This window comes from Listeria valentina (genome assembly GCF_011800755.1).
Lineage (GTDB): Bacteria > Bacillota > Bacilli > Lactobacillales > Listeriaceae > Listeria > Listeria valentina.
Map to the genome: position 1 here is coordinate 1 of NZ_JAATJW010000023.1, position 25,216 is coordinate 25,216.

General features: G+C 40.7%; 24 protein-coding genes and 1 other annotated feature. Of the genes, 22 read left to right on the forward strand and 2 right to left on the reverse strand.

What is annotated here, in order from left to right; all coding sequences use genetic code 11:
* The first annotated feature begins 84 nt into the window (after positions 1-84).
* The 10 genes from HCK02_RS07165 to HCK02_RS07210 all read left to right on the forward strand — a co-directional run bounded on the left by HCK02_RS07165 (position 85) and on the right by HCK02_RS07210 (position 8,993).
* A complete protein-coding gene (locus HCK02_RS07165) occupies positions 85-705 on the forward strand; it encodes a GyrI-like domain-containing protein (protein WP_167629442.1) in 621 nt (206 codons plus the stop codon).
* 70 nt (positions 706-775) lie between these two features.
* Complete coding sequence (locus HCK02_RS07170) at positions 776-1,186, forward strand: Hsp20/alpha crystallin family protein (RefSeq protein ID WP_208970456.1); 411 nt, start codon at positions 776-778, stop codon at positions 1,184-1,186.
* 119 nt (positions 1,187-1,305) lie between these two features.
* Entirely contained in the window at positions 1,306-2,292 is a 987-nt protein-coding gene (locus tag HCK02_RS07175) for a glycosyltransferase family 2 protein (RefSeq protein WP_167629446.1), read from the forward strand.
* Between the two features lie 10 nt (positions 2,293-2,302).
* Positions 2,303-3,322 (forward strand): glycosyltransferase family 2 protein, encoded by a 1,020-nt coding sequence (locus HCK02_RS07180; RefSeq protein WP_167629448.1) that lies wholly within the window; start codon positions 2,303-2,305, stop codon positions 3,320-3,322.
* Positions 3,323-3,372: 50 nt separating this feature from the next.
* The gene (locus HCK02_RS07185; protein ID WP_167629449.1) at positions 3,373-3,795 is read left to right on the forward strand and encodes an Rrf2 family transcriptional regulator; all 423 of its coding nucleotides are present in this window, start codon (positions 3,373-3,375) and stop codon (positions 3,793-3,795) included.
* A gap of 67 nt (positions 3,796-3,862) precedes the next feature.
* Entirely contained in the window at positions 3,863-4,498 is a 636-nt protein-coding gene (locus tag HCK02_RS07190; RefSeq protein WP_167629451.1) for an NAD(P)-dependent oxidoreductase, read from the forward strand.
* A gap of 152 nt (positions 4,499-4,650) precedes the next feature.
* Entirely contained in the window at positions 4,651-5,505 is an 855-nt protein-coding gene (locus tag HCK02_RS07195; RefSeq protein WP_484496934.1) for a glucosaminidase domain-containing protein, read from the forward strand.
* A gap of 272 nt (positions 5,506-5,777) precedes the next feature.
* Positions 5,778-6,824: a glycoside hydrolase family 73 protein gene (locus HCK02_RS07200; RefSeq protein ID WP_167629453.1), complete on the forward strand. Its 1,047-nt coding sequence runs from the start codon at positions 5,778-5,780 to the stop codon at positions 6,822-6,824.
* A 128-nt stretch (positions 6,825-6,952) separates the two neighbouring features.
* Positions 6,953-8,032, forward strand: coding sequence for a M42 family metallopeptidase (locus tag HCK02_RS07205; protein ID WP_167629455.1), 1,080 nt, complete (start codon positions 6,953-6,955; stop codon positions 8,030-8,032).
* A 205-nt stretch (positions 8,033-8,237) separates the two neighbouring features.
* On the forward strand, positions 8,238-8,993 hold the full coding sequence (locus tag HCK02_RS07210; RefSeq protein ID WP_167629457.1) for a TrmH family RNA methyltransferase: 756 nt from the start codon (positions 8,238-8,240) through the stop codon (positions 8,991-8,993).
* Positions 8,994-9,026: 33 nt separating this feature from the next.
* Here HCK02_RS07210 and HCK02_RS07215 read toward each other — a convergent pair whose 3' ends face one another.
* Entirely contained in the window at positions 9,027-9,386 is a 360-nt protein-coding gene (locus HCK02_RS07215; protein ID WP_167629459.1) for a DUF6054 family protein, read from the reverse strand.
* A 146-nt stretch (positions 9,387-9,532) separates the two neighbouring features.
* On the opposite strand from HCK02_RS07215, the gene HCK02_RS07220 reads away from it, so the two are divergent.
* The 12 genes from HCK02_RS07220 (at position 9,533) to HCK02_RS07275 (ending at position 24,114) form a co-directional block, all read left to right on the forward strand.
* Positions 9,533-9,865: a winged helix-turn-helix transcriptional regulator gene (locus tag HCK02_RS07220; protein WP_115752243.1), complete on the forward strand. Its 333-nt coding sequence runs from the start codon at positions 9,533-9,535 to the stop codon at positions 9,863-9,865.
* A gap of 70 nt (positions 9,866-9,935) precedes the next feature.
* Positions 9,936-10,325: a DUF4430 domain-containing protein gene (locus HCK02_RS07225; RefSeq protein WP_167629461.1), complete on the forward strand. Its 390-nt coding sequence runs from the start codon at positions 9,936-9,938 to the stop codon at positions 10,323-10,325.
* Entirely contained in the window at positions 10,312-10,857 is a 546-nt protein-coding gene (locus HCK02_RS07230; RefSeq protein WP_167629463.1) for an ECF transporter S component, read from the forward strand. Before HCK02_RS07225 ends, HCK02_RS07230 begins: the two co-directional genes overlap by 14 nt.
* Positions 10,858-10,897: 40 nt before the next feature.
* Positions 10,898-11,125, forward strand: a binding site (T-box leader).
* A 45-nt stretch (positions 11,126-11,170) separates the two neighbouring features.
* The gene (pheS, locus tag HCK02_RS07235) at positions 11,171-12,223 is read left to right on the forward strand and encodes a phenylalanine--tRNA ligase subunit alpha (protein ID WP_115752245.1); all 1,053 of its coding nucleotides are present in this window, start codon (positions 11,171-11,173) and stop codon (positions 12,221-12,223) included.
* Positions 12,224-14,632 (forward strand): phenylalanine--tRNA ligase subunit beta, encoded by a 2,409-nt coding sequence (pheT, locus tag HCK02_RS07240; protein ID WP_167629465.1) that lies wholly within the window; start codon positions 12,224-12,226, stop codon positions 14,630-14,632.
* 136 nt (positions 14,633-14,768) lie between these two features.
* The gene (locus HCK02_RS07245) at positions 14,769-15,470 is read left to right on the forward strand and encodes an ABC transporter ATP-binding protein (RefSeq protein WP_167629466.1); all 702 of its coding nucleotides are present in this window, start codon (positions 14,769-14,771) and stop codon (positions 15,468-15,470) included.
* A gap of 19 nt (positions 15,471-15,489) precedes the next feature.
* Positions 15,490-18,135 carry an ABC transporter permease gene (locus HCK02_RS07250; RefSeq protein WP_167629468.1) on the forward strand — a complete coding sequence of 882 codons (2,646 nt, stop codon included), beginning with the start codon at positions 15,490-15,492 and terminating at the stop codon, positions 18,133-18,135.
* 110 nt (positions 18,136-18,245) lie between these two features.
* Positions 18,246-18,704, forward strand: coding sequence for a MarR family winged helix-turn-helix transcriptional regulator (locus tag HCK02_RS07255; protein WP_246215549.1), 459 nt, complete (start codon positions 18,246-18,248; stop codon positions 18,702-18,704).
* On the forward strand, positions 18,704-21,910 hold the full coding sequence (locus tag HCK02_RS07260) for an MMPL family transporter (protein WP_167629470.1): 3,207 nt from the start codon (positions 18,704-18,706) through the stop codon (positions 21,908-21,910). Before HCK02_RS07255 ends, HCK02_RS07260 begins: the two co-directional genes overlap by 1 nt.
* Before the next feature lie 190 nt (positions 21,911-22,100).
* Positions 22,101-23,078, forward strand: coding sequence for an Abi family protein (locus HCK02_RS07265; protein WP_167629472.1), 978 nt, complete (start codon positions 22,101-22,103; stop codon positions 23,076-23,078).
* 106 nt (positions 23,079-23,184) lie between these two features.
* Complete coding sequence (locus HCK02_RS07270; RefSeq protein WP_167629474.1) at positions 23,185-23,859, forward strand: uracil-DNA glycosylase; 675 nt, start codon at positions 23,185-23,187, stop codon at positions 23,857-23,859.
* Between the two features lie 18 nt (positions 23,860-23,877).
* A complete protein-coding gene (locus tag HCK02_RS07275) occupies positions 23,878-24,114 on the forward strand; it encodes a hypothetical protein (protein ID WP_167629476.1) in 237 nt (78 codons plus the stop codon).
* 163 nt (positions 24,115-24,277) lie between these two features.
* On the opposite strand, the gene rnhC is transcribed toward HCK02_RS07275, so the two are convergent.
* On the reverse strand, positions 24,278-25,201 hold the full coding sequence (gene rnhC, locus HCK02_RS07280; RefSeq protein WP_167629489.1) for a ribonuclease HIII: 924 nt from the start codon (positions 25,199-25,201) through the stop codon (positions 24,278-24,280).
* Positions 25,202-25,216 lie beyond the last annotated feature (15 nt).

Consider the following 25,216-nt stretch of genomic DNA (forward strand, 5'->3'; position numbering starts at 1 on the left):
ACTTATTCCGTAAGGAAAAGAAATGAAACATTTAGGGAAGATCATTTATCTTTCTAAAATATATTTTACGAGGAGAGAAAAGAAATGAAATATGAATGGCGAAAAGAAGAAAAAGAACTTTATCTTCCCAAGAAACAACCAGTTTTTATTGATGTTCCAAAATTTGGTTACCTGACAATTGAAGGCGAAGGAGATCCTAATGAAACGGCTTTTCAAGAGCTTGTAGCTACGCTTTATGCGGCTAGCTATACAATTCGAATGCTACCTAAAAAAGGCTTCACTCCTGATGGCTATTTTGAATATACAGTTTACCCGCTTGAAGGAGAATGGACTACGAAACAACGGGATTCGGGTCCGCTTGATAAGTCTCTCTTTGCGTATAAAATCATGATTCGACAACCTGAATTTGTTACTCAAACGTTATTTGAAGAAATCAAGCCGCTACTTGAAAAGAAGATCTCGAATGATCAGCTTCGTAAATTGAAGCTAGAAGAATTAACGGAAGGGCCTTCGATTCAAATGCTTCATCTTGGCTCTTACGACTCGGAATCCGCAAGCTTTGCCCAAATGGAGCAATTTGCAGCCGAACAAGGACTGGAACGAGTATCAAAAGATCATAAGGAGATTTACTTATCAGATCCAAGACGGACAGCGCCCGAAAATTTAAAAACAGTCCTTCGGTTTGCAGTGAAGCAAAAACTTTGACCTTTTCTGACTAAAGGAATACAATAAGACTGTAAGGTAAGAATAAGAAGGTTACGAGGAGTGATGAATGATGATGAACTTACCACAAATGCATCGCAGTGACTTCTTTGACTTATTCCCATCTGTTTTTGATGGAAACTTTAGCCTATTAAATGGAAGCCAAATGAATGTCGATATTTCGGAAACTGAGGAAAACTATCAAGTAAAAGCGGATTTACCAGGTTTTAACAAAGAAGATATCCGTGTTGATTTTGAAAATGGCCTTTTGACAATTAAAGGGCAACGTGAAAACAAAGCGGACGTGAAAGATGAAGAAGGAAACTTTATTCGTCGTGAACGTTCAAGCGGCTCTATGAGTAGAAGCTTTGCTCTTCAAAATGTCGATGCAAATGGTGTGAAAGCCGATTTTTCGGATGGTGTTTTAAACATTGTCCTTCCAAAACTGGAAAACAGCAACCATACAAAAATTGAAATTAATTAAGAAAAGCTTGAAAGCGGTTGGGAGAAAATCCCAACCGCTTTTTGTTTGCGATAGACAAAAGTTTTCAGAACGGGTATCCTTAAAGGGAGGCGTATTTCTTTACGTAAAGGAGTTCGAAAATGAAAGAAAAATTAGTCAGTGTGATTGTTCCTATATATAATGTAGAAAAAGATTTGATGCGCTGTGTGGATTCGATACTGAATCAAACCTATCCGCATCTTGAAATTTTATTGATTGACGATGGTTCGACGGATTCTTCTGGGGAATTGATGGATGAATTGACGGATACTCGTGTGAAAAAAATTCATCAACCAAATAGTGGTCAAGCAGGGGCAAGAAATGCTGGGCTTGATCTCGCAACGGGCGATTATATTATAATGGTAGATAGCGATGACTTTATTCGGGAAGATTTAGTTGAAATTTGTCTTACAACCGCTGAAGAAGCTCAGTCTGATCTTATTTTGTTTACGTCTTACAATGTAAATCAAGATGGGAAAAAGCAATATGTACCTCGAAAATCTGGCTACTTACTGACAGATGCAGGGAGCGTTCCTTGGAATAAGTTTTATGCGGCCAAGCTACTTCAAGATATTCGCTTTCCGCTTGGCACTTGGTATGAGGATTTGGGGATGATTCCTGCTGTTGTTTTGCGCGCAAAAAATCCTGTGAAGCTTGATGACGCGCTTTATTTTTATCAAACGGATCGCGTGGATTCCCAGTCCAATTTGAAACAAGATTTGAAGTTTTTGGAAGTGATTCCGATGCTTCAGCATGTCGAAGCAGAAATGAAGCGGCTAGGGGTTTATACTGGAAATGAGCAGGAACTTGAATGGCTTTACATGGAACACCTCGTGTATCGCACAGTTCTTCGGAAAATCATTGAGCTTGAATCCATTAAAATGCGTAAGGAAGCTTTAACGCAGGTGAAGCAAGTCTTAAAACAAAAGTTCCCGCGTTGGAAAAAAAATGGGTACATATCTGGCGCTGGATTAACGGCGAAACTAAAAAAACTGGCCGTGTGCCTTTACCTCGCCGGATTTGTTCGGCTCGGTGATTTGGTTTGGAAAGTACCGTTTGAAAAAAGACGCCAAAAAACTGGCTTTTAAGGAGAAAAACATGAAAGTAAGTGTGATTATCCCCGCTTACAATGTGAGCGAATATATTGAAGCTTGTATTGATTCTGTGATGAATCAGTCTTACCCAGATCTTGAAGTAATTGTGATAGAGGACGGTTCAACAGATGATACGGGGGAAAAATTAAAGCAGCTACAACAAACGTATCCTACTCTTCAAGTGATCAGTAAGGAAAATAGTGGTTTATCTGCTGCAAGAAATGATGGTGTGAAGCGGGCGACGGGCACTTATCTTGCGTTTGTCGATAGCGACGATGTGATTGACAGAACGATGTATGAACGCATGGTGAAAAGCCTAGAGCAAGTAGACGCGGAAATCGTCACGATCGGAGTTAGCCGACTTCGCGGCGAGGATGTGTATCCTTCTGTTCTACATGAGCGTTTTATGCAAGAAACCAAGCTAGGAACGAATTTGCGCGAAACGAACGAGTTGCTTTATGATACGACGAGCTGGAACAAATTGTTCAAACGGAGCTTTTGGGATGAAAATCAATTTGCCTTTCCGGTAGGGAAGACTTTTGAAGATATTCCAGTTGTGATTCCAGCCTATCTAAAAGCTGAACGTGTCAATTTACTCGCATCCATAGGGTACTACTGGCGCTCGAGAGAAACTTCAGGATCGATTACCCAGCAGCGCAATAATATTCGGATGGTCAAAGACCGGTTAGATGCTTTACGAGTTTGCGACAAGGCATTTAAGGGTGTCACAGATGCTAAATTGATTCAAGCAAAAAAAGATAAGTTTCTTGCGATTGATTTATTTTCGATGATCGAATGGCTTTTTCTTGCGCCAAAAGCAGATTACGAGGCGATTAGAGGTTTGGTTGCAAGCTACATGGAGCAAGCGGATATGAAATCGAATTTAGCAAGGCTGCCGAAAAGGAAGCGCAAAATGTTTGAAGCGTTACTTTTGGACCGGCAAAGTGCTTTCAAATGGCAAGGGCGTCTCTACTTCTTGCAAAAAGCTTTTGGAAAGATTTCGGTCGCTTCAAAAAACAAGTGAATTGACAAAAGAATTAGTTGTAACTATAATAGTTACAAAGAGGTGATGGCATGGCTATTTCAACGCGATTTAGCGTCGCGGTTCATCTTTTAACGTTGGTTGATCAAAGTCGCGGCGAACAAATGACCTCTGAGGATATCGCGGGCAGTGTCGGAACAAATCCAGTGGTGATCCGGCGCATCATGAGTCTGTTAAAGAAAGCCGGACTGCTTCATTCAAGTCCTGGTACTAGCGCAACTTATTTGACGCGTAGTCCCGAAGAGATTTCACTTTATGAAGTGTATAGAGCGGTAGAAGGGGAAAAGCAGTTGTTTGATATGCATAAAAACCCCAATCCGAATTGTTTTGTTGGCGCTCATATTCAAGAAGCGCTTGATAATGCTTTTTTGACAGCGCAGCGAAAGATGGAAGCGGAATTAAAACAAGTAAGTCTCAATGACATTCGTGTGAGTATGGAAAGCAAGGTAAATTAAAAGTTTACCTTGCTATAAAAAACATTCAATTGTAACTGTTTTGGTTACATATAAGGAGGAAAAAATCATGAAAGTAGCAATTATTGCAGCAGCAGGGAAAGCCGGTCATTTGATTTTAGAGGAAGCTGTTAAGCGGGGCATGGAAGTGACTGCGATTGTTCATCATAAGGAAAAGATAACGAATCCGAATGTGAAAGTGCTTGAAAAGGATTTATTTGATTTAACGTTTGAAGACTTGCAAGGACAAGATGTTGTTGTTGATGCGTTTAATGCACCTCAAGGAAAGGAAGAGCTTCACCAAAGTTCGCTTGCTCATTTGATCGATCTTTTAAAAGGGCATGAAGAAATTCGGTTGATGGTTGTTGGGGGAGCCGGTAGTTTATATGTGGATCCTGAAAAAACAACACGACTTATGGATACGAAAGATTTTCCAGAAGCCTTCCTTCCAACGGCTTCCAATATGGGAAAAGCTTTTGATGAACTGAAAGCGACAACGAATTTGAACTGGACGTATATTAGTCCATCTGCTTTCTTTAATCCTGATGGAGCTGCAACAGGAAGCTATCAAGTGGGCGCAGATAACTTGCTCACGAATGCCAAAGGTGAAAGCGAAATTAGTTTTGCGGATTACGCACTTGGCTTTGTGGACGAAATGGAAAAGGGTGAACACCGGCGCGAACGCATTACGCTTGCATCGAAATAGTAGAAAAGCTTCTCGCTAGTGCGAGGAGTTTTTTTACGGGAAAGAAAGTCTTAAGTTTTCTAAAAGAATCTTAAAATCAGTCTTAAGATGGCTTGATTTCTCTCATTTTTTCGCGTATTGTTTAGCTAAAAGAAACAGGAGGAGATGCTTTTTTGAGAAAGTGGACGAAAAAGAAGAAGCGACGAATTTACTTTTTGACGGGCATTTTTGCATCGGTTGTTCTTCTGTTCGTTTTGGCTGGGATGCTCCGAAATGCGTATTTAGAGTTTACGGCACCATCTCCTGCTTATGACAACGAAAAACAGCATTTCATTAGCAAACTTGTTCCACACGCGCAACAAATTCAAAAGGAACACAACATTTTGACGAGCGTGACGCTTGCTCAGGCGATTTTAGAATCAAACTGGGGAAAAAGTGAACTAGCACTAAAAGCAAATAATTTATTTGGGGTAAAAGGCTCAGCGGGAGCTCCGTTAATTAATATGACGACAAAGGAGTTTCAAGATGGGAAATGGATCGAGATCAAGGCGAATTTCCGAAAATATGCAAGTTTTGATGAATCCCTTGATGACCATGCTAATCTCTTTTTGAATGGGACTTCTTGGTCGAAAAATAAATACCGCGCCGTGATTGATGCGGCAGATTATAAAACAGCTGCCAAAGCCATCATGGATGCAGGATATGCGACGGATCCAACTTATGCTTCGAAACTTACGGCACTGATTGAGGATTATGACTTAACTAGTTACGATCAGGTCGGGGCTAAAGTCATTCGAAACCAACTAGCTGGCTATAAGGCTAAGGTTAAAAAAGACGCAGAAGGGATCGTTTATGGGATGCCTTATGGACTGCCTGGTGCGACTAAGAATGAAGACCTCGCTTTTTATGCAAGAGATACTTTAGATGTCTTACGCGTGGCAGATACAACCAATGGAAAATGGGTTCAATTTGCTGTAGATGGGAAGACAGCAGGTTGGATTAAAGCCGATTTAATTCAACGAAAATAACCAAAATGGATCGAAATCAACACTTTTTAGTTGTCTTATTGATAGTTCATTAGACCTAATAAAGTGCGTTTCGATCCTTTTTTTTGTTTTTTTTCGTTTTGGGCAACCTTGGCAAGCGAATGGTTTTTACTGTTTTGTCATTTTTGTAACCTAAAAGAAATATATATTACATAGAAGTTTTGTTAGAATGAAATGGTTGCTAAGAAAGAACACATGTTTTTATATCCGAATGGCTATAAAAATTTATTCAAAAAAGGATGTGCAAACTCATTATGTTTTCAATTGCTAAGAAGCACTTGCTTAGAATAGGGCTCGTCAGCCTATCGTTTTCGATGATTGCTCTTCCTATGCAAGCAAAGGCGGATGTTTCATCTGCTCTGTTAACTTCCGCGCAACAAACTTTCATTAATGAAATTGCGCCACATGCAAAAAGAGTTCAAAAAGAACATGGGATTTTAGCTAGCATTACGATTTCTCAAGCGATCTTAGAATCGAACTGGGGAAAGAGTCAGCTTGCTGTGAGAGGGAAAAATTTATTTGGCATTAAAGGAGCCTTCCGAGGGAGTTCCATTTACTTGCCTACTAAAGAACACAACGGTGCTGTCTACGTTGGGACAAAAGCTGCTTTTAAAGCATACCCATCATGGTATGAGTCGCTGAATGACCACGCGCTTTTATTTGCTAAGGGTCCAAGCTGGAATAAAAAACTATATGAATGCTTGCTCGGAGAAACGAATTTTCGTTTAGCAGCAAAAGCGCTAGCCGGAACAGGCTACTCATCTGATCCGACATACGCATCGAAGTTAATTGAAGTGATTGAAAAATTTGGGTTAGCGGCTTACGACAATCAAGATTTTACGTTTGATCAAATGCCATCTGTGACTCAAACTTATGCAGTTGGCAAAATGAAAGAGCAGCGGGTCTTAAATATTTGGAGTTCGCCAAATGCGCATAAAGCGAAACTTGTCGCTAGTTTTTCAAATGATTTCGATCCTAAAATTGAAATTTTAAGTGAAGCCAAAATAGATAGCAATAAAATCTGGTACCAAATTGAGATTGGTTCTCAAGGAGGCTGGGTGAATAGTGATGCCATTGAGTTGGTTTATACGACTTCTGGCAAAACACCATTTAAAAATCAAAGTGTCGGACTCGCAAGCGCTGGTAGTACTTGGCATAAAGGGTTGACAGGTCAAAATGGATTCCGCCAAGTTGCTTCAAATAGCGAAGCGCAAAGTGAAGAGGCTAAGATTTTTAAGAAGTTTTCGGTGGTGAGCACTATCACGTTAATGAACCCGACAAATTTACAATTGAGTATGTAATCAACAATAAACCGAAAATTCAGGCGCTTATTTAAACTTGAATTTTCGGTTTTAGTGCATTCTAGCAAGCTTTATGCCTTTTTTCTGTTATAATAAAAAACATGAACGAAGGGAAAGGATGTGCTAGTATGGATCGAGAATTAGCAATGTTGAAAGCATTGACAGATGCAAAAGGAATTGCTGGAAATGAACGCCAACCAAGACAAGTGTTTGAATCTTACATAAAAGATGCTGCAGATGAGCTTCATCGTGATGGACTTGGAAGTAGTATTGCACTTAAAAGAGGACAAGCAGAGGGACCTAAAGTGATGGTTACAGGCCACCTTGATGAAGTAGGTTTTATGGTTACTCAAATTGATGCAGGTGGTTTTATTAAATTCCAAACGGTGGGGGGCTGGGTACCTCACGTTATGTTATCGCAAAAAGTTACGGTGATTACTCGTAGTGGCGAAGAAATCCCTGGCATTATTGGATCAAAGCCGCCTCATTTGATGACTGCAGCCGAACGTCAAAAATCCTTCGATATCAAGTCAATGTTTATTGATGTGGGCTCAAGTGATCGAGAAGAAACAGAAAGCTTCGGCATTCGTCCAGGAGATATGATCGTGCCGGCTTTTGAATTTACGACCATGAGAAATGAGAAGTTTTTACTTGCGAAAGCTTGGGACAATCGGATTGGACTAGCAGTTGCGATCGAAGTCCTTAAAAATTTGCAAAATGAAAAACACCCTAATACTGTTTACGGAGTTGGTGCTGTCCAAGAAGAAGTGGGACTCCGTGGATCAAAAACGGCGGCTCATTTTGTTCAACCGGACATTGGCTTTGCTGTTGATGTTGGTATTGCTGGGGATACGCCAGGAATTAAACCGGAAGAAGCACAAAGTAAAATGGGCAAAGGTCCGCAAATCATTTTATACGACGCAACGCTCGTAAGTCATCCTGGATTGCGTAATTTTGTTACAGATGTGGCAGATGAACTGGAAATTCCTTATCAATTTGATGCGATTCCTGGTGGTGGTACGGATGCTGGCTCCATTCACCTAACTGGGGACGGGGTTCCTGCTCTACCGGTCACGATTGCAGCGCGTTATATTCATTCGAATGCTTCTATCATTCATCGGGATGATTTTGAAGCAACGGTCAAACTTTTAACGGAAGTTATCAAACGTTTGGATAGCGATACTGTGAAGAAAATTACTTTTGGCTGAGGTTTTAGAAAAGGCGCTCGCTTGTGGGCGCCTTTTTAGATTGCTTTTTTGCGGATTCCTCTCTACAATAGAAACAGATTGGTGAACGGCATCACTATGAGAATATAATTAGGTCTTTTTAACTAGAATGTTTATGAAGGAAAGCTATTGTATAAAAGCAAACCTTTATTTTTAGATTACAGAAATATTACAAAGGAGGGGTTGGATGGAACTTATTCAGTCCACCAAAAATGAACGCGTCAAAAAATGGAAAAAATTGATGATGAAAAAAGGGCGCATGGAGCAAGGAACTTATCTGGTTGAGGGCTTTCATTTAGTGGAAGAAGCGCTTAAGCAAGATGGTCTAGTTGAAGAAGTGATCGTTGAGGAAGGTTTGTCACTTGATTTTGAAGGAACTAGTGAAATTCGGATGCATCTAGTGAGTCATGAGGTTAGTCATTATTTAAGCGAAACAAAAAGCGAGCAGGGGGTTTTTGCGGTTGTCAAAATGACGGAGCCCGAGCTTTTGTTTCTTGTGGATAAAAAGTTCTTGATTCTTGATGCGGTGCAGGATCCAGGCAATGTCGGAACGCTGATTCGTACGGCGGACGCAGCTGGGTTTGATGCGGTTATTCTTGGTACGGGCTCGGCGGATTTGTATAATCCAAAGGTGATACGGAGCGCACAAGGGAGCCATTTTCATATTCCTGTGATTAGCGGGAACCTTGCGGACTGGCTTTTTAGACTGATGGATGAAGAAGTTCCAGTTTATGGTGCTTTTTTAGATGAAACGGCGATGCCTTACGATCAAATTCCTAAAAAAGAATCGTTCGGGCTAGTTGTTGGGAATGAAGGAAATGGGATTTCAAAAGCCGTTGAAGAAAAAATTCGACATAAAGTCTATATTCCAATTTTTGGTGAAAGTGAATCGCTTAACGTTTCTGTTGCGGCAGGTATTTTGATGTATGCGCTGCGTAAATAAAAACCTTGAAAGAGAAAAGCTCTCCTTCAAGGTTTATTCCTTAGATTCTTTTAAGTTGATTTCATTGATTAAAACGGGGTGCAGTGCTTTTTGAACAGAACGAATGTAGCTGTTAGCGGCTCCCCAATCGATCTTAAAGATTAAGCCATCAGAGCTTCCTGTTGAAATTGCTGTAACTTCTGATTCTCCGTGGAAGTTATTGATGTTGATAAAAAGAGCTGCTCGATTGGAAGCACGAAAGTAGTATTTTTCGTATGCAAGTGTTGCCAATTTCTTCCCTCCGCCAAAATCACGTATTTCTTCAAAAACAGGGGTGCTAGTCGCTTGCGAAAGTTTAATCATATTCGTGGTTTCTTCAACAGAGCTCTTAACAATATAACGACGACTTGGCATTTATCTCACTCCTCTCTGTTCACTTTCTTCTATTGTAAGCCCGTCCTTTTAATTTCGCAATCCTACTATTAAAAAATAAGCAACGTGGAATTAATTAGTTACTTTCTGTTTGGTTTTATGCTATAATACAACGTGAGGTGAGAATTATGACGGAAGCACATAAAGTTTGTCCAAAGTTTGAATCCGCATTTCAGCTTCTTGGAAAGCGCTGGACGGGGCTGATTATTAACGTCCTTTTAACAGGTCCGAAGCGTTTTAAACAGGTAGCGGGAGAAATTCCGCAAATGAGCGATCGTGTACTAGCTGAACGTTTGAAAGAACTGGAAGAAATGGAAATTGTTGTCAGACAAGTTTATCCAGAGACGCCTGTTCGCATTGAATATACATTAACAGCAAAAGGCAAAGATTTAAAAAAAGTTATGGAACAAGTCCAGTGCTGGGCTGACAGATGGATTCCACTTGAACAGACTGCAGAGTGATGAGATAATAAGAAACATGGCAATCGTGAGAATTGCTGTGTTTTTTATTTTGACAAAAAGGGGAGTGAACATGAAAAAGAAAGTCATTTTGATAACACTGGCTATGATTGTTTTGGTACTTTCAGCGTGTTCTTTCGGAACGCAGAAAGAATCAACGAAAAAGGAAGTACCAAACATTGCGGTTACGATCCAAGTAACGAAAAATGAAGGTAAAGAAAAACTTGAAACGAAAAAAGTCGAAGCCAAAAAAGGAACCACGCTTTATCAAATGCTTCAAGACAACTTTAAAATTGAAGATGATAAGGGAATGATTACCTCTATTAATCAAGTTTCTCAAGATGAAAAAGCTGGACTTTACTGGTTTATTGAAATAAATGGCAAATTTGCAACGAAAGGTGCCAAAGAAACGAAACCTAAAAATGGTGATAAAGTGAGTTTTGATCTCCATGAAGCCAACTAATCAAACATTTAAGTTTTCACTGAAGAATACGAAAATATTAGCGCTTTTAGCAGTGTTTTCAGCGCTTGCGGCAGCGGGAAGAATTTTATTCGCCCCGCTGCCTAATATTCAACCGGTTACAGCACTTGTCGTGATGCTCACCTTATTATGCGGGATTCGCTTTGGTCTATTATTTGCGACGCTTACGATGGTCGTTTCTAATTTTGTCTTAGGACTGGGTATTTGGACGATCGGACAAGTTTTAGGATATGCTTTAATTGCACTTTTAACAGGCTTACTACTTCGACCGTATATGCAAAAAATCCCGCTTTGGGGAACCGCACTTTTTTGTGGGTTAATGGGATATGTTTATGGACTTACTCAAGCGCTTTTCATTGCTCCTATTTATGGGTTTTCTCATTTTTGGGTCTATTACCTTGCAGGGCTATCCTTTGATACTCTTCATGCGATCGGAAATGTTGCCTTTTATCTTGTTTTGGCTCCCATTTTTTCCCCGCTTTTAACTCGCTTTTTGCAGAAATACACTTGCTAATTTAAACGAAACTGTTATAATGAGAAGTAATTAAATGATGCAAAAGACGATGACGGAGACAAGTAGCAAAGAGATTCTTGCCGAGGGAGAAGCGGTCTATAGACTGGAAGCCGCTTTACTAGATGCTTTGTGAACATTTCAACTCTAACAGTCGCTGTCGGGAACTTAATGTGAAAGGCAGATCGGTGAAAAGCCGTTATGTGAATGAAGTGAAAGCAGTTTTTCTGCTTTTATTAGGGTGGTACCGCGAGCTAACCTCGTCCCTTTGTGGATAGAGGTTTTTTATTTTGTCTAAAAAAGGAGTGTGGTTCTTTTGTTAAAGCAACTGGAAACGTTGGAAAAAGAAGCTATTCAAGAAATTGAACAAGCTGAGAGTTTAAAAGTACTCAATGATTTGCGTGTGAAATATCTAGGGAAAAAAGGCCCGATCACAGAGATCATGAAACAAATGGGAAAACTGTCGAATGAGGAAAAACCGCTTGTCGGAGCAAAAGCAAATGAAGTTCGAACGGAAATTAGTACAAAAATCAAGCACAAGCAAGAAGGACTAGAAGAGGCTGAGCTGATGAAACAGCTTGAAAATGAATCAATTGATGTGACTCTTCCAGGAACAAAAGTACCTACTGGAACCACTCACTTGCTGACACAAGTCATTGATGAGCTTACAGATATGTTCGTTGGGATGGGTTACCGGATTGCAGAAGGACCAGAAGTGGAGCTTGATTATTATAACTTCGAGGCATTAAATTTACCAAAAGGTCATCCGGCGCGAGATATGCAAGATAGCTTTTATATTACAGAAAATACTTTGTTACGGACGCAAACTTCGCCTGTTCAAGCGCGGACGATGGAAAACCATGATTTTAAAAATGGACCAATCAAGATCATTTGCCCAGGGAAAGTTTACCGTCGTGATAATGATGATGCGACGCACTCCCATCAATTTACGCAAATTGAAGGGCTAGTAGTTGGAGAAAATATTACGTTTGCTGATTTAAAGGGAACGCTAACTGTTCTTGCAAAGCGGATGTTCGGGGAAGATCGAGAAATCCGTCTTCGTCCAAGCTTCTTCCCATTCACAGAGCCATCTGTTGAAATGGATATTTCTTGTTTTGCTTGTGGCGGTGAAGGATGCCGGACTTGTAAAGGAACAGGATGGATCGAAATTCTTGGATCTGGACTCGTGCACCCTCGCGTATTAGAAATGTCCGGAATTGATTCCAGTAAATATAGCGGTTTCGCTTTTGGACTTGGTCCAGAACGTGTCGCCATGTTGAAATATGGAGTAGATGATATTCGTCATCTTTATACGAATGATTTACGTTTTTCTAAACAATTTGAAGCAAAAGAAATGGGGGAAAGATAAATGTTAGTTTCTTATAATTGGGTCAAAAAATTCTTCCCAGATCTTAAACTGGATGCGGATGAACTGGCAGAAGCGATTACGCGTACCGGGATTGAAATTGAAGGCGTGGATCATTTAGACCGGGAATTGAAAAATTTGGTAGTCGGAGAAGTATTAACTTGTGAGCCGCATCCAAGTGCCGATAAATTGAAAAAAACAACGGTTCAAGTTGATGGAGATGAAGTAGTTCAAATTATCTGCGGGGCCCCGAATGTGGCTCAAGGTCAGAAAGTAATCGTGGCACGTGTAGGTGCTAAGCTTCCAGGCGGAATGAAAATCAAGCGTGCAAAACTTCGCGGGGAAGTTTCAGAAGGTATGATTTGCTCGCTACAAGAACTAGGCTTTGATAGTAGTGTGGTTCCAAAAGCATATCAAGATGGAATTTATGTCTTACCAGATGATGTAACAGTTGGAGCGAGCGCGATTACACTTTTTGGTTTAGATGATGCGATCCTTGATATGGCGATTACACCAAACCGTGCCGATGCGCTTGGCATGACTGGGATTGCACATGAAGTTGGAGCGATCGTCCATGAAAAACCCCTTTTACCAGAGCAGCCGGATGTTTCGGAGGCAGGCTCGATTGAAGGGAAAGTAGAAGTCGCGATTACAGATAAAGAAACGACGCCTTATTATGCGGTTCGCTTAATTGAAGGTGTAAAAGTTGCTGAATCGCCTCTTTGGCTGCAAGCGACTTTGATGAAAGCGGGAATTAGACCGCACAGCAATATCGTGGATGTTACAAACTATATCAATTTGCTTTATGCGCAACCTCTTCATTCTTTTGATTATGACAAAGTTGGAAGTAAAAAAATTGAAGTTCGTTTGGCACGTGCTGGGGAACAAATTGAAACGCTCGACGGGAAAGAACGAGAGCTTTCAGACAACCATATTGTCGTGACGAATGGCAAAGAACCGATTGCGATCGCTGGGATCATGGGCGGAGCAAGCTCGGAAGTTTCAGCGGATACGACACAAGTTTTACTGGAAGACGCTATTTTTGATAGTAAATATATCGGTGAAGCGTCTAGAGAACTTGGGATTCGTACGGAAGCAAGCATTCGCTATGACAAAGGAAGCGATGCATTTAAAGTGGAACAAGCGCTTGCTCATGGCGCAGCACTGATTGCTGAGCTTGGCGGTGGGCGCATGTTATCTGGCGTCTCTGAAGTGGATAACCGTGACGCGTATCAAAACGAAATCGTAACGAGTTTCAAGCGGGTGAATCGCTTACTCGGAACAGATATTTCTAGCGAAGAAATGGCTGAAGTGTTTGATCGTCTTCAGTTTGAAACGCACTTTGACGGCGACGAGATTCGAGTGGAGGTTCCGTCGAGACGTTGGGATATCTCGATTGAAGCAGATATTTTAGAAGAAGTGGCGCGGATTTACGGCTATGACAAGATTCCTGCGACGCTTCCAAAAGCGGAGTCGGCAGGTGGATTTACAAACGAACAACTACTTCGCCGAGAAACGCGGAATTACCTTGAGGCAACTGGTTTAAATCAGGCGCTTACGTATTCGCTTGTTTCAGAAAAAGAAGCAAAACGGCTAGCGCTTTCGGAAGAAAAAATGGTTCGGCTCAAGATGCCAATGAGTGAGGAGCACAGCACGCTTCGGACGAGTTTAGTTCCAAGTTTACTGCAAGCGGCAAGTTATAATGTGGCTCGGAAAAATACAGATGTCTTTTTCTTCGAACTTGGGAATGTGTATTACGGCACGGAAGGAGATGCCCTTCCAATTGAAGAGGAGCACTTGGCCATTTTGATGACGGGAAATTATACGTCTCCGAGCTGGAAAGATCAGGCTCAAGCTGTCGATTTCTTCTTGTTAAAAGGCATTTTGGAAGGCTTAGCAGAACGCCTTGGACTGGCTGCGCCTTTCCAATTTGAAAAACGCGTGATGGAAGAGCGCCATCCAGGTCGAGCAGCGGTCATTCTGCTTGGCGAAAGCGAAGTAGGTTATATCGCGGAACTTCATCCGCGCGTAGAAAAAGAATTTGATTTAGAAGCCACTTATGTAGCTGAATTAAATTTTGAAGCGATCCTTAGTGCCCAGAAGAAACAAGTTGAATATGCACCGATTGCTCGTTATCCAGAAATGACGCGTGATATTGCTCTATTAGTTGACCGGACTGTTGAAAATGGAGCCATTGAAAGTGTTATTCGCGAAAATGGAGGCAAGTTGCTAAAAGAAGTGAAATTGTTCGATATCTTTGAAGGAGAAAGTATCGGTCAAGATAAAAAATCTGTGGCTTATACGCTTACTTTCTTAGATTTAGAGCGGACACTTGTAGAAGAAGAAGTGACAGCTGCAACAGAACAAGTCACAAAAGCGCTCAAAGCAAAACTTGGAGCAGTCATTCGCTAGAAGATTTAAAGAGAAATTGGGTTGTTTTTAAGACTACCCAATTTCTTTTTGTCTTTTTTTGTTCTTTTCTTCACAGATGAATGGAGGTTCGATATAATAGAAGAAAATAAATTTTATGAAAATGGGGCTTGAGAAATTGACATATGTAAAATTAAAAGATGTATATAAACGCTATCAGATGGGCGAAAGTATTGTAACAGCCAATGATGGGATTGATTTTGAAATTAAGCAAGGAGAATTTGTAGTGATTGTCGGTCCTTCTGGAGCAGGAAAATCAACGGTCTTGAATATTTTGGGTGGAATGGATACGTGTGATGCGGGAGAGGTTCTTGTCGATGGCACGGATATTGCTCAAATGAATGCGAAACAATTGACAAGTTATCGTAGAACGGACGTTGGTTTCGTTTTTCAATTTTACAATCTCGTTCCTAATTTAACGGCTAAAGAAAATGTGGAACTTGCGGCTCAAATTGTTCCAGAAGCTTTGGATGCGAAAGAAGTGCTCGGCCGTGTTGGATTGTCTCATCGATTAGACAATTTTCCTGTGCAACTTTCAGGTGGAGAACAACAGCGAGTGGCGATCGCACGGGCGCTTGCAAAAGCGCCTAAACTGCTTCTTTGTGATGAGCCAACTGGGGCACTTGATTATGAAACGGGGAAGTCCGTTTTAAAATTACTTCAAGAAACATGTGAACAAACTGGAACGACAGTGATTGTTATTACCCATAATACGGCGATTACCCCGATTGCGAACCGGATCATTGAAATTAACGATGCCAAAGTGCGTCAAATTCGTGAAAATCCGCAACCTGTCTCGATTGACAGCATTGAGTGGTAAGAAAGGAGGCGGATGAATTTTGAAGAAACGAGCACTTTGGAAAGATATTTGGCGAGAAATTTGGCAGTCGAAAAGTCGCTTTCTTTCGATTCTAGCTTTAATTATGCTTGGGGTTGCCTTTTTTGTAGGGATTAAAGCAACAGGACCAGACATGATTGAAACAGCCGATCGCTATTACAAAGAGAATCAACTGGCTGATTTTTCGGTCCAGTCGACTTATGGATTAGACAAATCAGATCAAGCGCTTCTTGAAAAAACAAAAGGCGTGAAGCAAGTAGATATGGGCTATAGCGCTGATTTACTACTAAATCAAGACCGACTTGCTATGCGAATTTATTCTTATGATCATCATAAAAGTTTAAATCAATACGAAACGGTTTCCGGCAGGCTCCCCAAGCATTCAGGCGAAATTGCACTGGATGCAGCTAAAAAGATGAACAAGAAATACAAAATTGGGGATACGGTAACTTTTGTAGCAAGTGATGGCAACAAATTGAAAGACACGCTAAAAAAAGATAAATATAAAGTTGTCGGTTTTGTAAGAAGTCCGATGTTTATTGAAAAAGACAGTCGCGGAACGAGTACGATTGGAAATGGCTCAACGGATGCTTTTGCGATCATTCCTGAACGAGATTTCGATTTGCCTCTTTATACGGTTGCAAACTTGCAATTTCGGGATATGGCGGATAAAAAGGCTTTTTCGGATGGATATACGAGCGCTATGAACAGAAACCAAACCAAGTTAGAGAAGAAACTCGATAAACAAGCTGAAAAACGACTTGAAACGATGCAACAAGAAAGTTACGTGAAGCTCGACCAGGCACAAGAAAAACTAGATGGGCAAAAAGAAAAAGTAGCGGCAAGTGTGAGCGCAGCAGCGCAAGCGGGAATGGCAAGAAATCCAGAACTTGCGAGTGCGAGTGCGGAACTAGATGCGCAGCAACGAAAGCTACTGCAAGAGCGAGCTAAAATAGAGGCACTGGAAAAACCTGAATACTTTGTGCTCGATCGTTCCAGTAATCCTGGTTATGCCGAGTATAAAGAAAATGCGGATCGGCTAACTTCACTATCGACTATCTTTCCTGTGTTTTTCTTTTTAATTGCAGCACTGGTCTGTTTAACGACGATGACCCGGATGGTAGAAGAACAACGGACACAAATTGGTACGTTTAAGGCACTGGGCTATTCGAGTCGCGACATTATGAAGAAGTTTCTTGTATACGGTTCGCTTGCGAGTCTTATAGGAACGGGTATCGGGCTTGTGGTTGGCTTTTTATTTTTCCCGTCAATCATTTTTAACGCCTACGGAATGATGTATGATATGCCAGCCGTAGAACTGACTTTTTATCCAAGCTATTCTGTGATGGCTCTTTTAGTGGCGCTTCTTTGCACAACAGCGACGGCTTTTGCGGCGTGTCTTGCAGAACTACGCTCGAATGCAGCCACACTCATGCGTCCGAAAGCGCCGAAACAAGGAAAGCGTATTTTGCTAGAACGAGTTGGCTTCATTTGGAAGCATATGAATTTTTCAAGCAAGGTGACAGCAAGAAATATTTTCCGTTATAAGCAGCGCATGTTGATGACAATTGTTGGCGTGGCTGGATGTACGGCGCTTATTTTAACCGGTTTTGGCTTACGGGACTCCATCAGTGATATTGCAACTTTACAGTATGGCAGTGTATTAAAATATGATGCGATCGTAACGCGTGATAAGACATCGACTGAAAAGCAAAAAGCAGCTTACAATAAACTGATTACAGGGGATGCGATTACTGGGCGAATGCCGACTTCGATGAAAACGATGGATACGGTTCAAGCAGGAACGGGGAGTCAGGCTGTTCAACTGACGACGTTTGCGACGACCCAAAAATTGGATGCGTTTATCAATTTGGAAAATCGTGAGTCGCATGAAAAACTAAAATTAAATGATCAAGGTGTTGTGGTGACGGAAAAATTGGCGAAATTGCTCGATTTGAAGAAAGGCAGTAAGCTTACTTTGAAGGATACCGATCATAAAGAGTATTCTTTTAAAGTGACAGGGATTACTGAAAATTATGCGGGGCATTATGTCTATCTTACGAAAGCTAGCTATGAAAAAGCATTTGACGAAGCTCCAAACTATGATACCGATCTTTTGAATTTAAAAAACACGTCGAAGGCTTGGGAAAATCGATTTGCAGAAAAGTTGATGGATCAAGGTGGCGTTTTAGGGGTGACTTTTTCCAATACGATTAGCGATATGTTAGTAGATATGCTGAAAAGCTTAAACATTGTTATGATTGTGTTGATTGTTTCAGCGGCGATTCTTGCCTTTATTGTGCTCTACAACCTCACAAACATTAATGTTTCGGAGCGAATTCGGGAACTATCAACCATCAAAGTGCTTGGATTCTATCCGAAGGAAGTCACAATGTACGTCTACCGGGAAAATATCATTTTGACGATACTGGGCATTTTAGTCGGCTTTATCTTCGGCTTCTTCTTGCACCAATTTGTTATTCAAACGGCTGAAGTGGATAATATGATGTTTAGCCCAACGATTACATGGCCGAGCTATCTTTATTCGGCAATTTTAACGTTACTGTTTTCGACCATTGTAATGATCGTTATGCATTATAAATTGAAAAAGATTGATATGATCGAGGCGCTCAAATCAGTTGAGTAACAAGGGACACTCCTCTTCTTGCAAAAGAGGGGTGTTTTTGGTTTACTTTTAGACTAAAAAGCGATAGAATGAAAAAATAGTTCAGGGGGTGAATCAAAATTGTGGAGCAAATGCTAGATCGCTTTATTGACGGCTACACGCGGACTTATTTATTTGCGCTCAAGGAAATTGATCAAGCGATTGAAGAAGTGGAAATTGATGGGAAACGGATTTCAACGGAACAATTTTTTGTGCTTCGAGAATTACAGCGAACCGGTGTGGGAATTAGTGCAACGGCGCTTTCGAATAGACTGAATGTAAATAAAAGCGCGATTACGGCCAAAATTAAAAACTTAACGGAGAAGGGTTTTTTGCTACGGACGACGAATAAAGAAGATAAGCGAGCGGTTATTTTGGAAATGTCAGCGAGTGGGCTTGAGATTTTCAAGGAGTGTGAACAAGCGATGAAAAGCTTGATTAATCGGTGGCTTTCTACATTCGGTAAGGAAAATAGTGAGAAACTGATGACGCTCTATGACCAGTTAGTCGAGACGGTTATTGATTTAGAAACGCAAGGGGGAAGCCACTGATGAAATGGGTATTAAAATTTCGCTGGCCGATGTTGATCGTTTGGCTGGTGCTGCTTTTTGGATTGATTTTTACAGCACCAAACATGAGCGACTTGGTTCGGGAAAAAGGCGAAATTAAATTGCCAGATGGGTATCCGTCGCAGCTTGCAACGGAACTTCAAAAAAAACATAATCCAGATAGCGATGGTGAAACGTATCTGGCGGTTTACACATCGAAAGAAAAACTCACGAAAGCGGATAAAAAGAAAATTGAGAAGTCGCTTGACCGAATTAAAAAAGATCAAGATGAACTCCATGTAACAGATGTGCTGGACAGCTTTGATCAAAAAGAATTAGCAGACAAATTTGTCTCAAAAGATGGGAAAACGATTGTTGCGAGTTTAACGGTGGATGCCAAAGAAACTCCTGTTAAAACGATTCGCGAAAAACTCGATCAGAAAATGGAAGTCCGTGGTATCGATACGTATCTAACAGGAAATGCAGTTATTCAAGAAGATGTGGTACAAGGTTCACAAGATGGCTTACATAAAACAGAAGGTATCACAGTCGTGTTCATTCTTGTCGTTTTATTGCTCGTATTTCGCTCTGCAGTGGCACCGTTTATTCCACTTATTACGGTCGGAATCAGCTATTTGACTGCGCAAAGTGTTGTTTCTTTTCTCGTGAAGTATTTAGACTTCCCGGTTTCCACATATACGCAAATTTTTATGGTTTGTATTATGTTTGGAATTGGTACCGATTATTGCATTTTACTTCTGAGCCGATTTAAAGAAGAGCTTGGAGAGGGGCTAGAAACTTGGGATGCGGCTATACAAACTTATAAGACGGCCGGTAAAACCGTGCTTTATAGCGCGATAGCCGTTTTGGTGGCTTTTATCTCTCTTTATTTCGTTCAATTCGATTTATATCGTTCAGCGGTAGCTGTTGGTGTCGGGATTGTTATCTTGATGCTAGGCATTTATACGCTCGTTCCCTTTTTCATGGGAACACTTGGACGGGTTTTATTCTGGCCGTTAAATAAAAATATCTCACATAAAGAAAACAAATTTTGGGGTGCTGCGGGAAACCTTGCTTTTATGCGTCCTTTTATTGCCTTACTCATTGTTGCGATCATTGTCATTCCACCGATTGTTATGCATAAAGGAACAGAAAGCTTTGATTCATTAGATGAAATTAGTAGCAGTTATCCATCTAAAAAAGGATTTGAAATCGTTTCGGATAGTTTCGGGGCGGGGCAAGTTTCACCAACGCAGATCTATCTTGAGAATGATGACAACATGCGGACAGGGGAATACATTGCCTTACTTGAAAAAGTTTCCTCAGATTTAGCCGATTTAAAAGATGTTGACATGGTAATGAGTGCTTCACGGCCAGCAGGGACACGTCTGGATGCGATCTATGTGAAAAATCAAGCTGGTGAGCTCGAAAATGGGCTTAGGGATGCTAAAAGTGGCATTGGTCAAGTGAAGAAAGGCTTGAATGAAGCGGGGAATGAGTTAAATGCTTCAGCGTCAAGTATGAACCAAGCAATTTCAGGAATTGATTCGCTACAATCTGGAACGGTGGCAACGAAAGAAGGCATTTCGGAATTAGAAGCGGCGCTCGTTCAAATTCGTAATGGGATTAGAAGCGGCGAAAGTGGAGCCGGTGAGTTAAAACAAGGTGTGCAAACCGCACGCAGCGAATTAAAGAAACTCTCAGATGGACAAAGTAAGTTACTTCAAGGTTACGAACAAGTCCAAGCGAATTTGCAAACGTTAGCCGATTCACTGGCTGGTTTTTCAAGCAGTTCTGGAGGAAGCAAAGCCATTGATACGAGCGCATTAACCAAACAAATGCAGCAAGTGGGCACATCTTTAAAAGCCTTTGCAGCGGCGCACCCAGAAGCTACTCAAAATGCAGAGTTCCAGAAATTGATGAATGACGTTGCTGGGCTAGAAACAGCAGGTGAGACTTTCAAAACACAATTGCAATCTGAACTTGGCAAGCAAACTGCTGCACTTGAAACGAAAATTAAGCAATTAAATAGTGGACTTAATCAGCTTTCCACGGCAATGAAGACTCTTAATAGCCAGTCGAACCAAGTTTCAAGTGGCTTAGCGTCCTTTGATTCAGGGCTTAGCCAACTTGAGCAAGGTCTGGATCAACTGGAAACGGGGCTAGGACAAGCTGCATCTGGCGAAGATCAAGTCATTAGCAAGCTACCGCAAATCGAATCAGCCTTAACCCAACTTGAAAGCGGGCAAGCCGAATTAAAAACTGGCTTTTCCAGCATGAGTGGTCAAATCGGTGATCTTTCGAACGGGCTTTTAAGTGGCGCATCTGGGTTATCGAAGGTGGAGAGCGGGCTTGGCGAAGCGAGTGGTATGCTTGATGGGCTGTCGGAAACGACTTACGCAAATTCGGGCGTTTACGTTCCAGACGAGCTTTTGACGAATAAAGACTTTAAGCAAGCGCTGGATCAGTATATTTCAAAAGACGGAAAACTGGCGACAGTCAATGTTGTGCTGAAGAAAAATCCGTATTCGAATGAAGCAATGGACGCGATCGACGCGATCAATAATCAGTTAGATAGTAGCTTAAAAGGAACAAAACTTGAAAATGCTAAAATCGGAATTGGCGGCATGACGAGCATGAATTACGATACAAGAGATATGTCGCTTGCTGACTATCATCTTGTGATTATTCTTGTTCTCGTGAGCGTATTCGTTACACTCGTGATTCTACTTCGTTCTATGGTGATGCCACTTTACCTAGTGGGCTCGATCGTATTGACATACTACGCAGCACTTGGCTTTACGGAAATCATTTTCACGCGCATCATGGATTACGGCGGATTAACTTGGGCGACGCCATTCTTTAGCTTCGTTGTTCTCGTAGCCCTCGGAATTGACTATTCGATCTTCTTGATGAGTCGATTTAATGAATATACAGGCCTCGATGTACGTGAGCGAATGCTTTTGACCATGAAGAATATGGGCGGTGTCATCTTCTCAGCTGTTATTATTCTCGGGGGAACATTTGCCGCGATGATGCCTGCAGGAGTCCTTTCATTACTTGAAATTGCAACGGTAGTGTTGATTGGACTAATCTTATACGCGGTTATCGTTTTGCCGCTCTTTATCCCTGTGATGGTAAAATTATTTGGCCGCGGAAATTGGTGGCCGTTTGTGTCAAACAAGCAAGAACAAAATGATAAGAAATAAAGGATTAAGCACATTTCTAAGGGAAATGTGCTTAATCTTATTCTTAATTACAATGTATTTTAAATTATCTGTAAATCAATTGACAAAGTGTAAATTATAAATTATAATTTTTTCAAGCGATTAGGTTCGGTGTGCTTGAGGGCCCCGAGCCATTTTTATTTTACAGAATAAGGTGTGGTGAACAGCATAGATGAAACCTTTTAAAACACACAGGCAGCAGTTAACAATTTTACGTAGTCGCTCTTTAAATACGGGAAATGGTTCTCATTCGATGAGGTATCTAGAAGAAGAAAATTATTATAATGTCATCAATGGCTATAAAGGATTGTTTTTGAAAAAAGATGATGATGGTCGCTTCTTTGAACCTGAAGAATATATAGACGGGGCTCACATTGATGAGATCTTTTGTTTGTTTAAGTTAGACCGGGGTCTTAGGAATATCTATGTAAAGTATTTACTCAAATTTGAAAGCAATTTAAAAAGCTTCATTGCTTATCGATTTGCGGAGAAATTTAAAGAACCAAATGCTTATTTAGATTTAAATAATTATTCAAAAGATTCTCGGAAAATAAAAGCTGTTTTAAAAACAATTTCGATACTGTCGAATACAATATCACAGCAAGTGAGTAAGAAAAGTAAAAACTCGATTGATCACTATGTTGATAAGCATGGTGGCGTCCCTATTTGGGTTTTAGTAAATTATATAACAATAGGGAATGTATCTTATTTTTATAGTGTGTTGGATGATTCATTGGCTGAAAACATAGCGAAAGATTTTAATACTAAATATAATCGAGAAAGAAAAAAACAGCAGTCGCTATTAATGCAGCGTAAGGAACTAGAATCCATTATAAAAATTGTCAATATTATGAGAAATGTTTGTGCTCATGAAGAGCGTTTTTATAGCAAAAAAGCCAAGGATAACCGAATCGCTTACTTTGCTAATTTTTTTGATATAGATCAAGAACTGTTAAGGCAGGGCTCTTTATTTACATTAACTATTTTATTACGAGCTGTTTTAAGCAAAAAAGATTCACAAGCGTTGCATAGAGAACTTAGAGATATATTCAAACAATATAAAAACTGTTTTGCTTCGGTCAAGATTGAATCTATTTTAAAGATAATGGGATTTCCAGCTAATTGGAGACTATATATGGAACCCATCTAACCTCTAAACACTGATTGGAGTTTTTTTATTTACCTCTACTATTTTGGCAACCGCGCGATAATTTAGTATAATAAACGAAAGACTAAAACTAGAGGTGGAGACAAACATGATTCAACTTGGTAATGATTGGGATGAACTTTTAAAAGAAGAATTTCAGAAACCGTATTATCTGGATCTGCGTGAATTTTTAAAAGTAGCATATGGCTCAAAAACGATTTTTCCAGATATGTATGACATTTTCAATGCGCTAAAATACACTTCCTATCAAGATACCAAAGTAGTAATTTTGGGGCAAGACCCTTATCACGGAAGAGGACAGGCGCACGGGCTATCGTTTTCTGTGCAACAAGGTGTGCGGACGCCACCATCACTTGAAAATATTTACCAAGAATTGCAAAATGACCTTGGCTGTTTTATTCCGAATAACGGCTATTTAAAGCCTTGGACCGATCAAGGGGTTTTACTGCTAAACACGGTGCTAACGGTGGAAGCCGGAAAAGCCAATTCGCATCAAAATCGCGGCTGGGAAAATTTGACGGATGCCATTATTCGACTTCTTGACAAAAAGGAAGGTCCCGTTGTTTTTATTTTATGGGGCAAAAATGCTAAACAAAAAATGGAGCTTTTAACAAACCCGAATCATTTAATTTTAACGAGCTCTCATCCAAGTCCATATTCCGCCAATTATGGCTTTTTTGGGTCTCGGCCATTTTCAAAAACGAATGACTATTTGGTCCAAAATGGTGAAAAGCCGGTTGACTGGCAAATTCCTAATTTATAAGGAAAGACTGGAACACCAATGATTGAGCTGAGTTATTATTGCTTGAAGGCAATCAAAAAAGATGAATTTGCTTTAACGATTTTTAGAAGCTTAATGGAATCTGTTCAAAGTGACGATTTCCGAAAACTGATGGATGAAGAGGTTAAGTGTCGTTCTATTTTTATGAGCAGTTTAGCGAGCCATTTGAAAGAAGCCCGCTATTCACCGTGTGATTCTGCAAGAAGGACTTTCCGTGTTGCCGTTAGTTCTTGTTAATGGAAAAGTTATTAAAAATATGTGAGCTGGAAAAACTGTTGAATATCGGAATCAGTTTTCAGCGTGATTAATTTAATAGAGTTTATGCTATCCACACGAAAAGCCCTCAAAATCTGATCTTCAAATTTTGAGGGCTTTTCGCATGTAGCTGAACATCCATTTTTTATTTTCGAGCTAGTTGAATGGCTTTATCTGTATTGGCAAAATGTTCTTTTGTATACTGATGTAAAGTATCGAGCCCGTAACGCGCAATAATTTGAGCGGCTTCCTGGTCCACTTTTGCCCCTGCTCCTTTAGTTAAAGTCATCCCAAGCTCGCGTTCTATTTCTGCAAAAATTTGAACGAACTTATAGCGAGCGATAATGGAAGCTGCCGCGACAGACAAGTGAAGCCCTTCTGCTTTGGTTGCGAAATAAACATCTTCACGTACAATCTCTCGTTCATTTGCTAAATAACGATAATAGGTGTTTTTTTCAGCAAATTGGTCGATTAAAATTGCTTCCGGCCGAGTAGGCGCAATTCGAGCGAGGACATTGGAAAGCGCTCGGTTATGCAGGAGTGCCTTCATTTTCCCTTGATTCATCCCGGATGCAACCAGTTCGTTATATTTAGGATTCGGGCAAGCGAGAAGGCTGTGCGGTACGATCGGGATGATTTTTTCCGCGATTCGGCAAATTTCTGGATCCTTCATCGCTTTAGAGTCTTTTACACCAAGAGAAGCAAGAAGCGGCATTTGCTCGCGATCAACGTAACAAGCGCAAACCGTAATCGGTCCAAAAAAATCCCCAGTCCCAACTTCATCAGAACCTAAAACATTTTTGGATGAAAACTGTGGGGGAAGCGGAGAACCACTTGATTTTGATTTTACGCCTGCGGCTTTAGCCACCTTGCCCCACTTGGCTGCTTCGTTCGCACCAGCTGCTCCTTGAAACATGACTTTCCCAGATTTGTAGGCCGTTATCGTGAGACCTTGCTTTTTGGCAGAAAAAAGAGCACCAGATGGTGTTTTTCCTGTAAAAAAAGGTTTGTAAAACGCTTTGATTTCTTCCATTTTATTGGCTGGAACTTGAATGACTGTGTTTGCGATAATTCTTCATCCTTT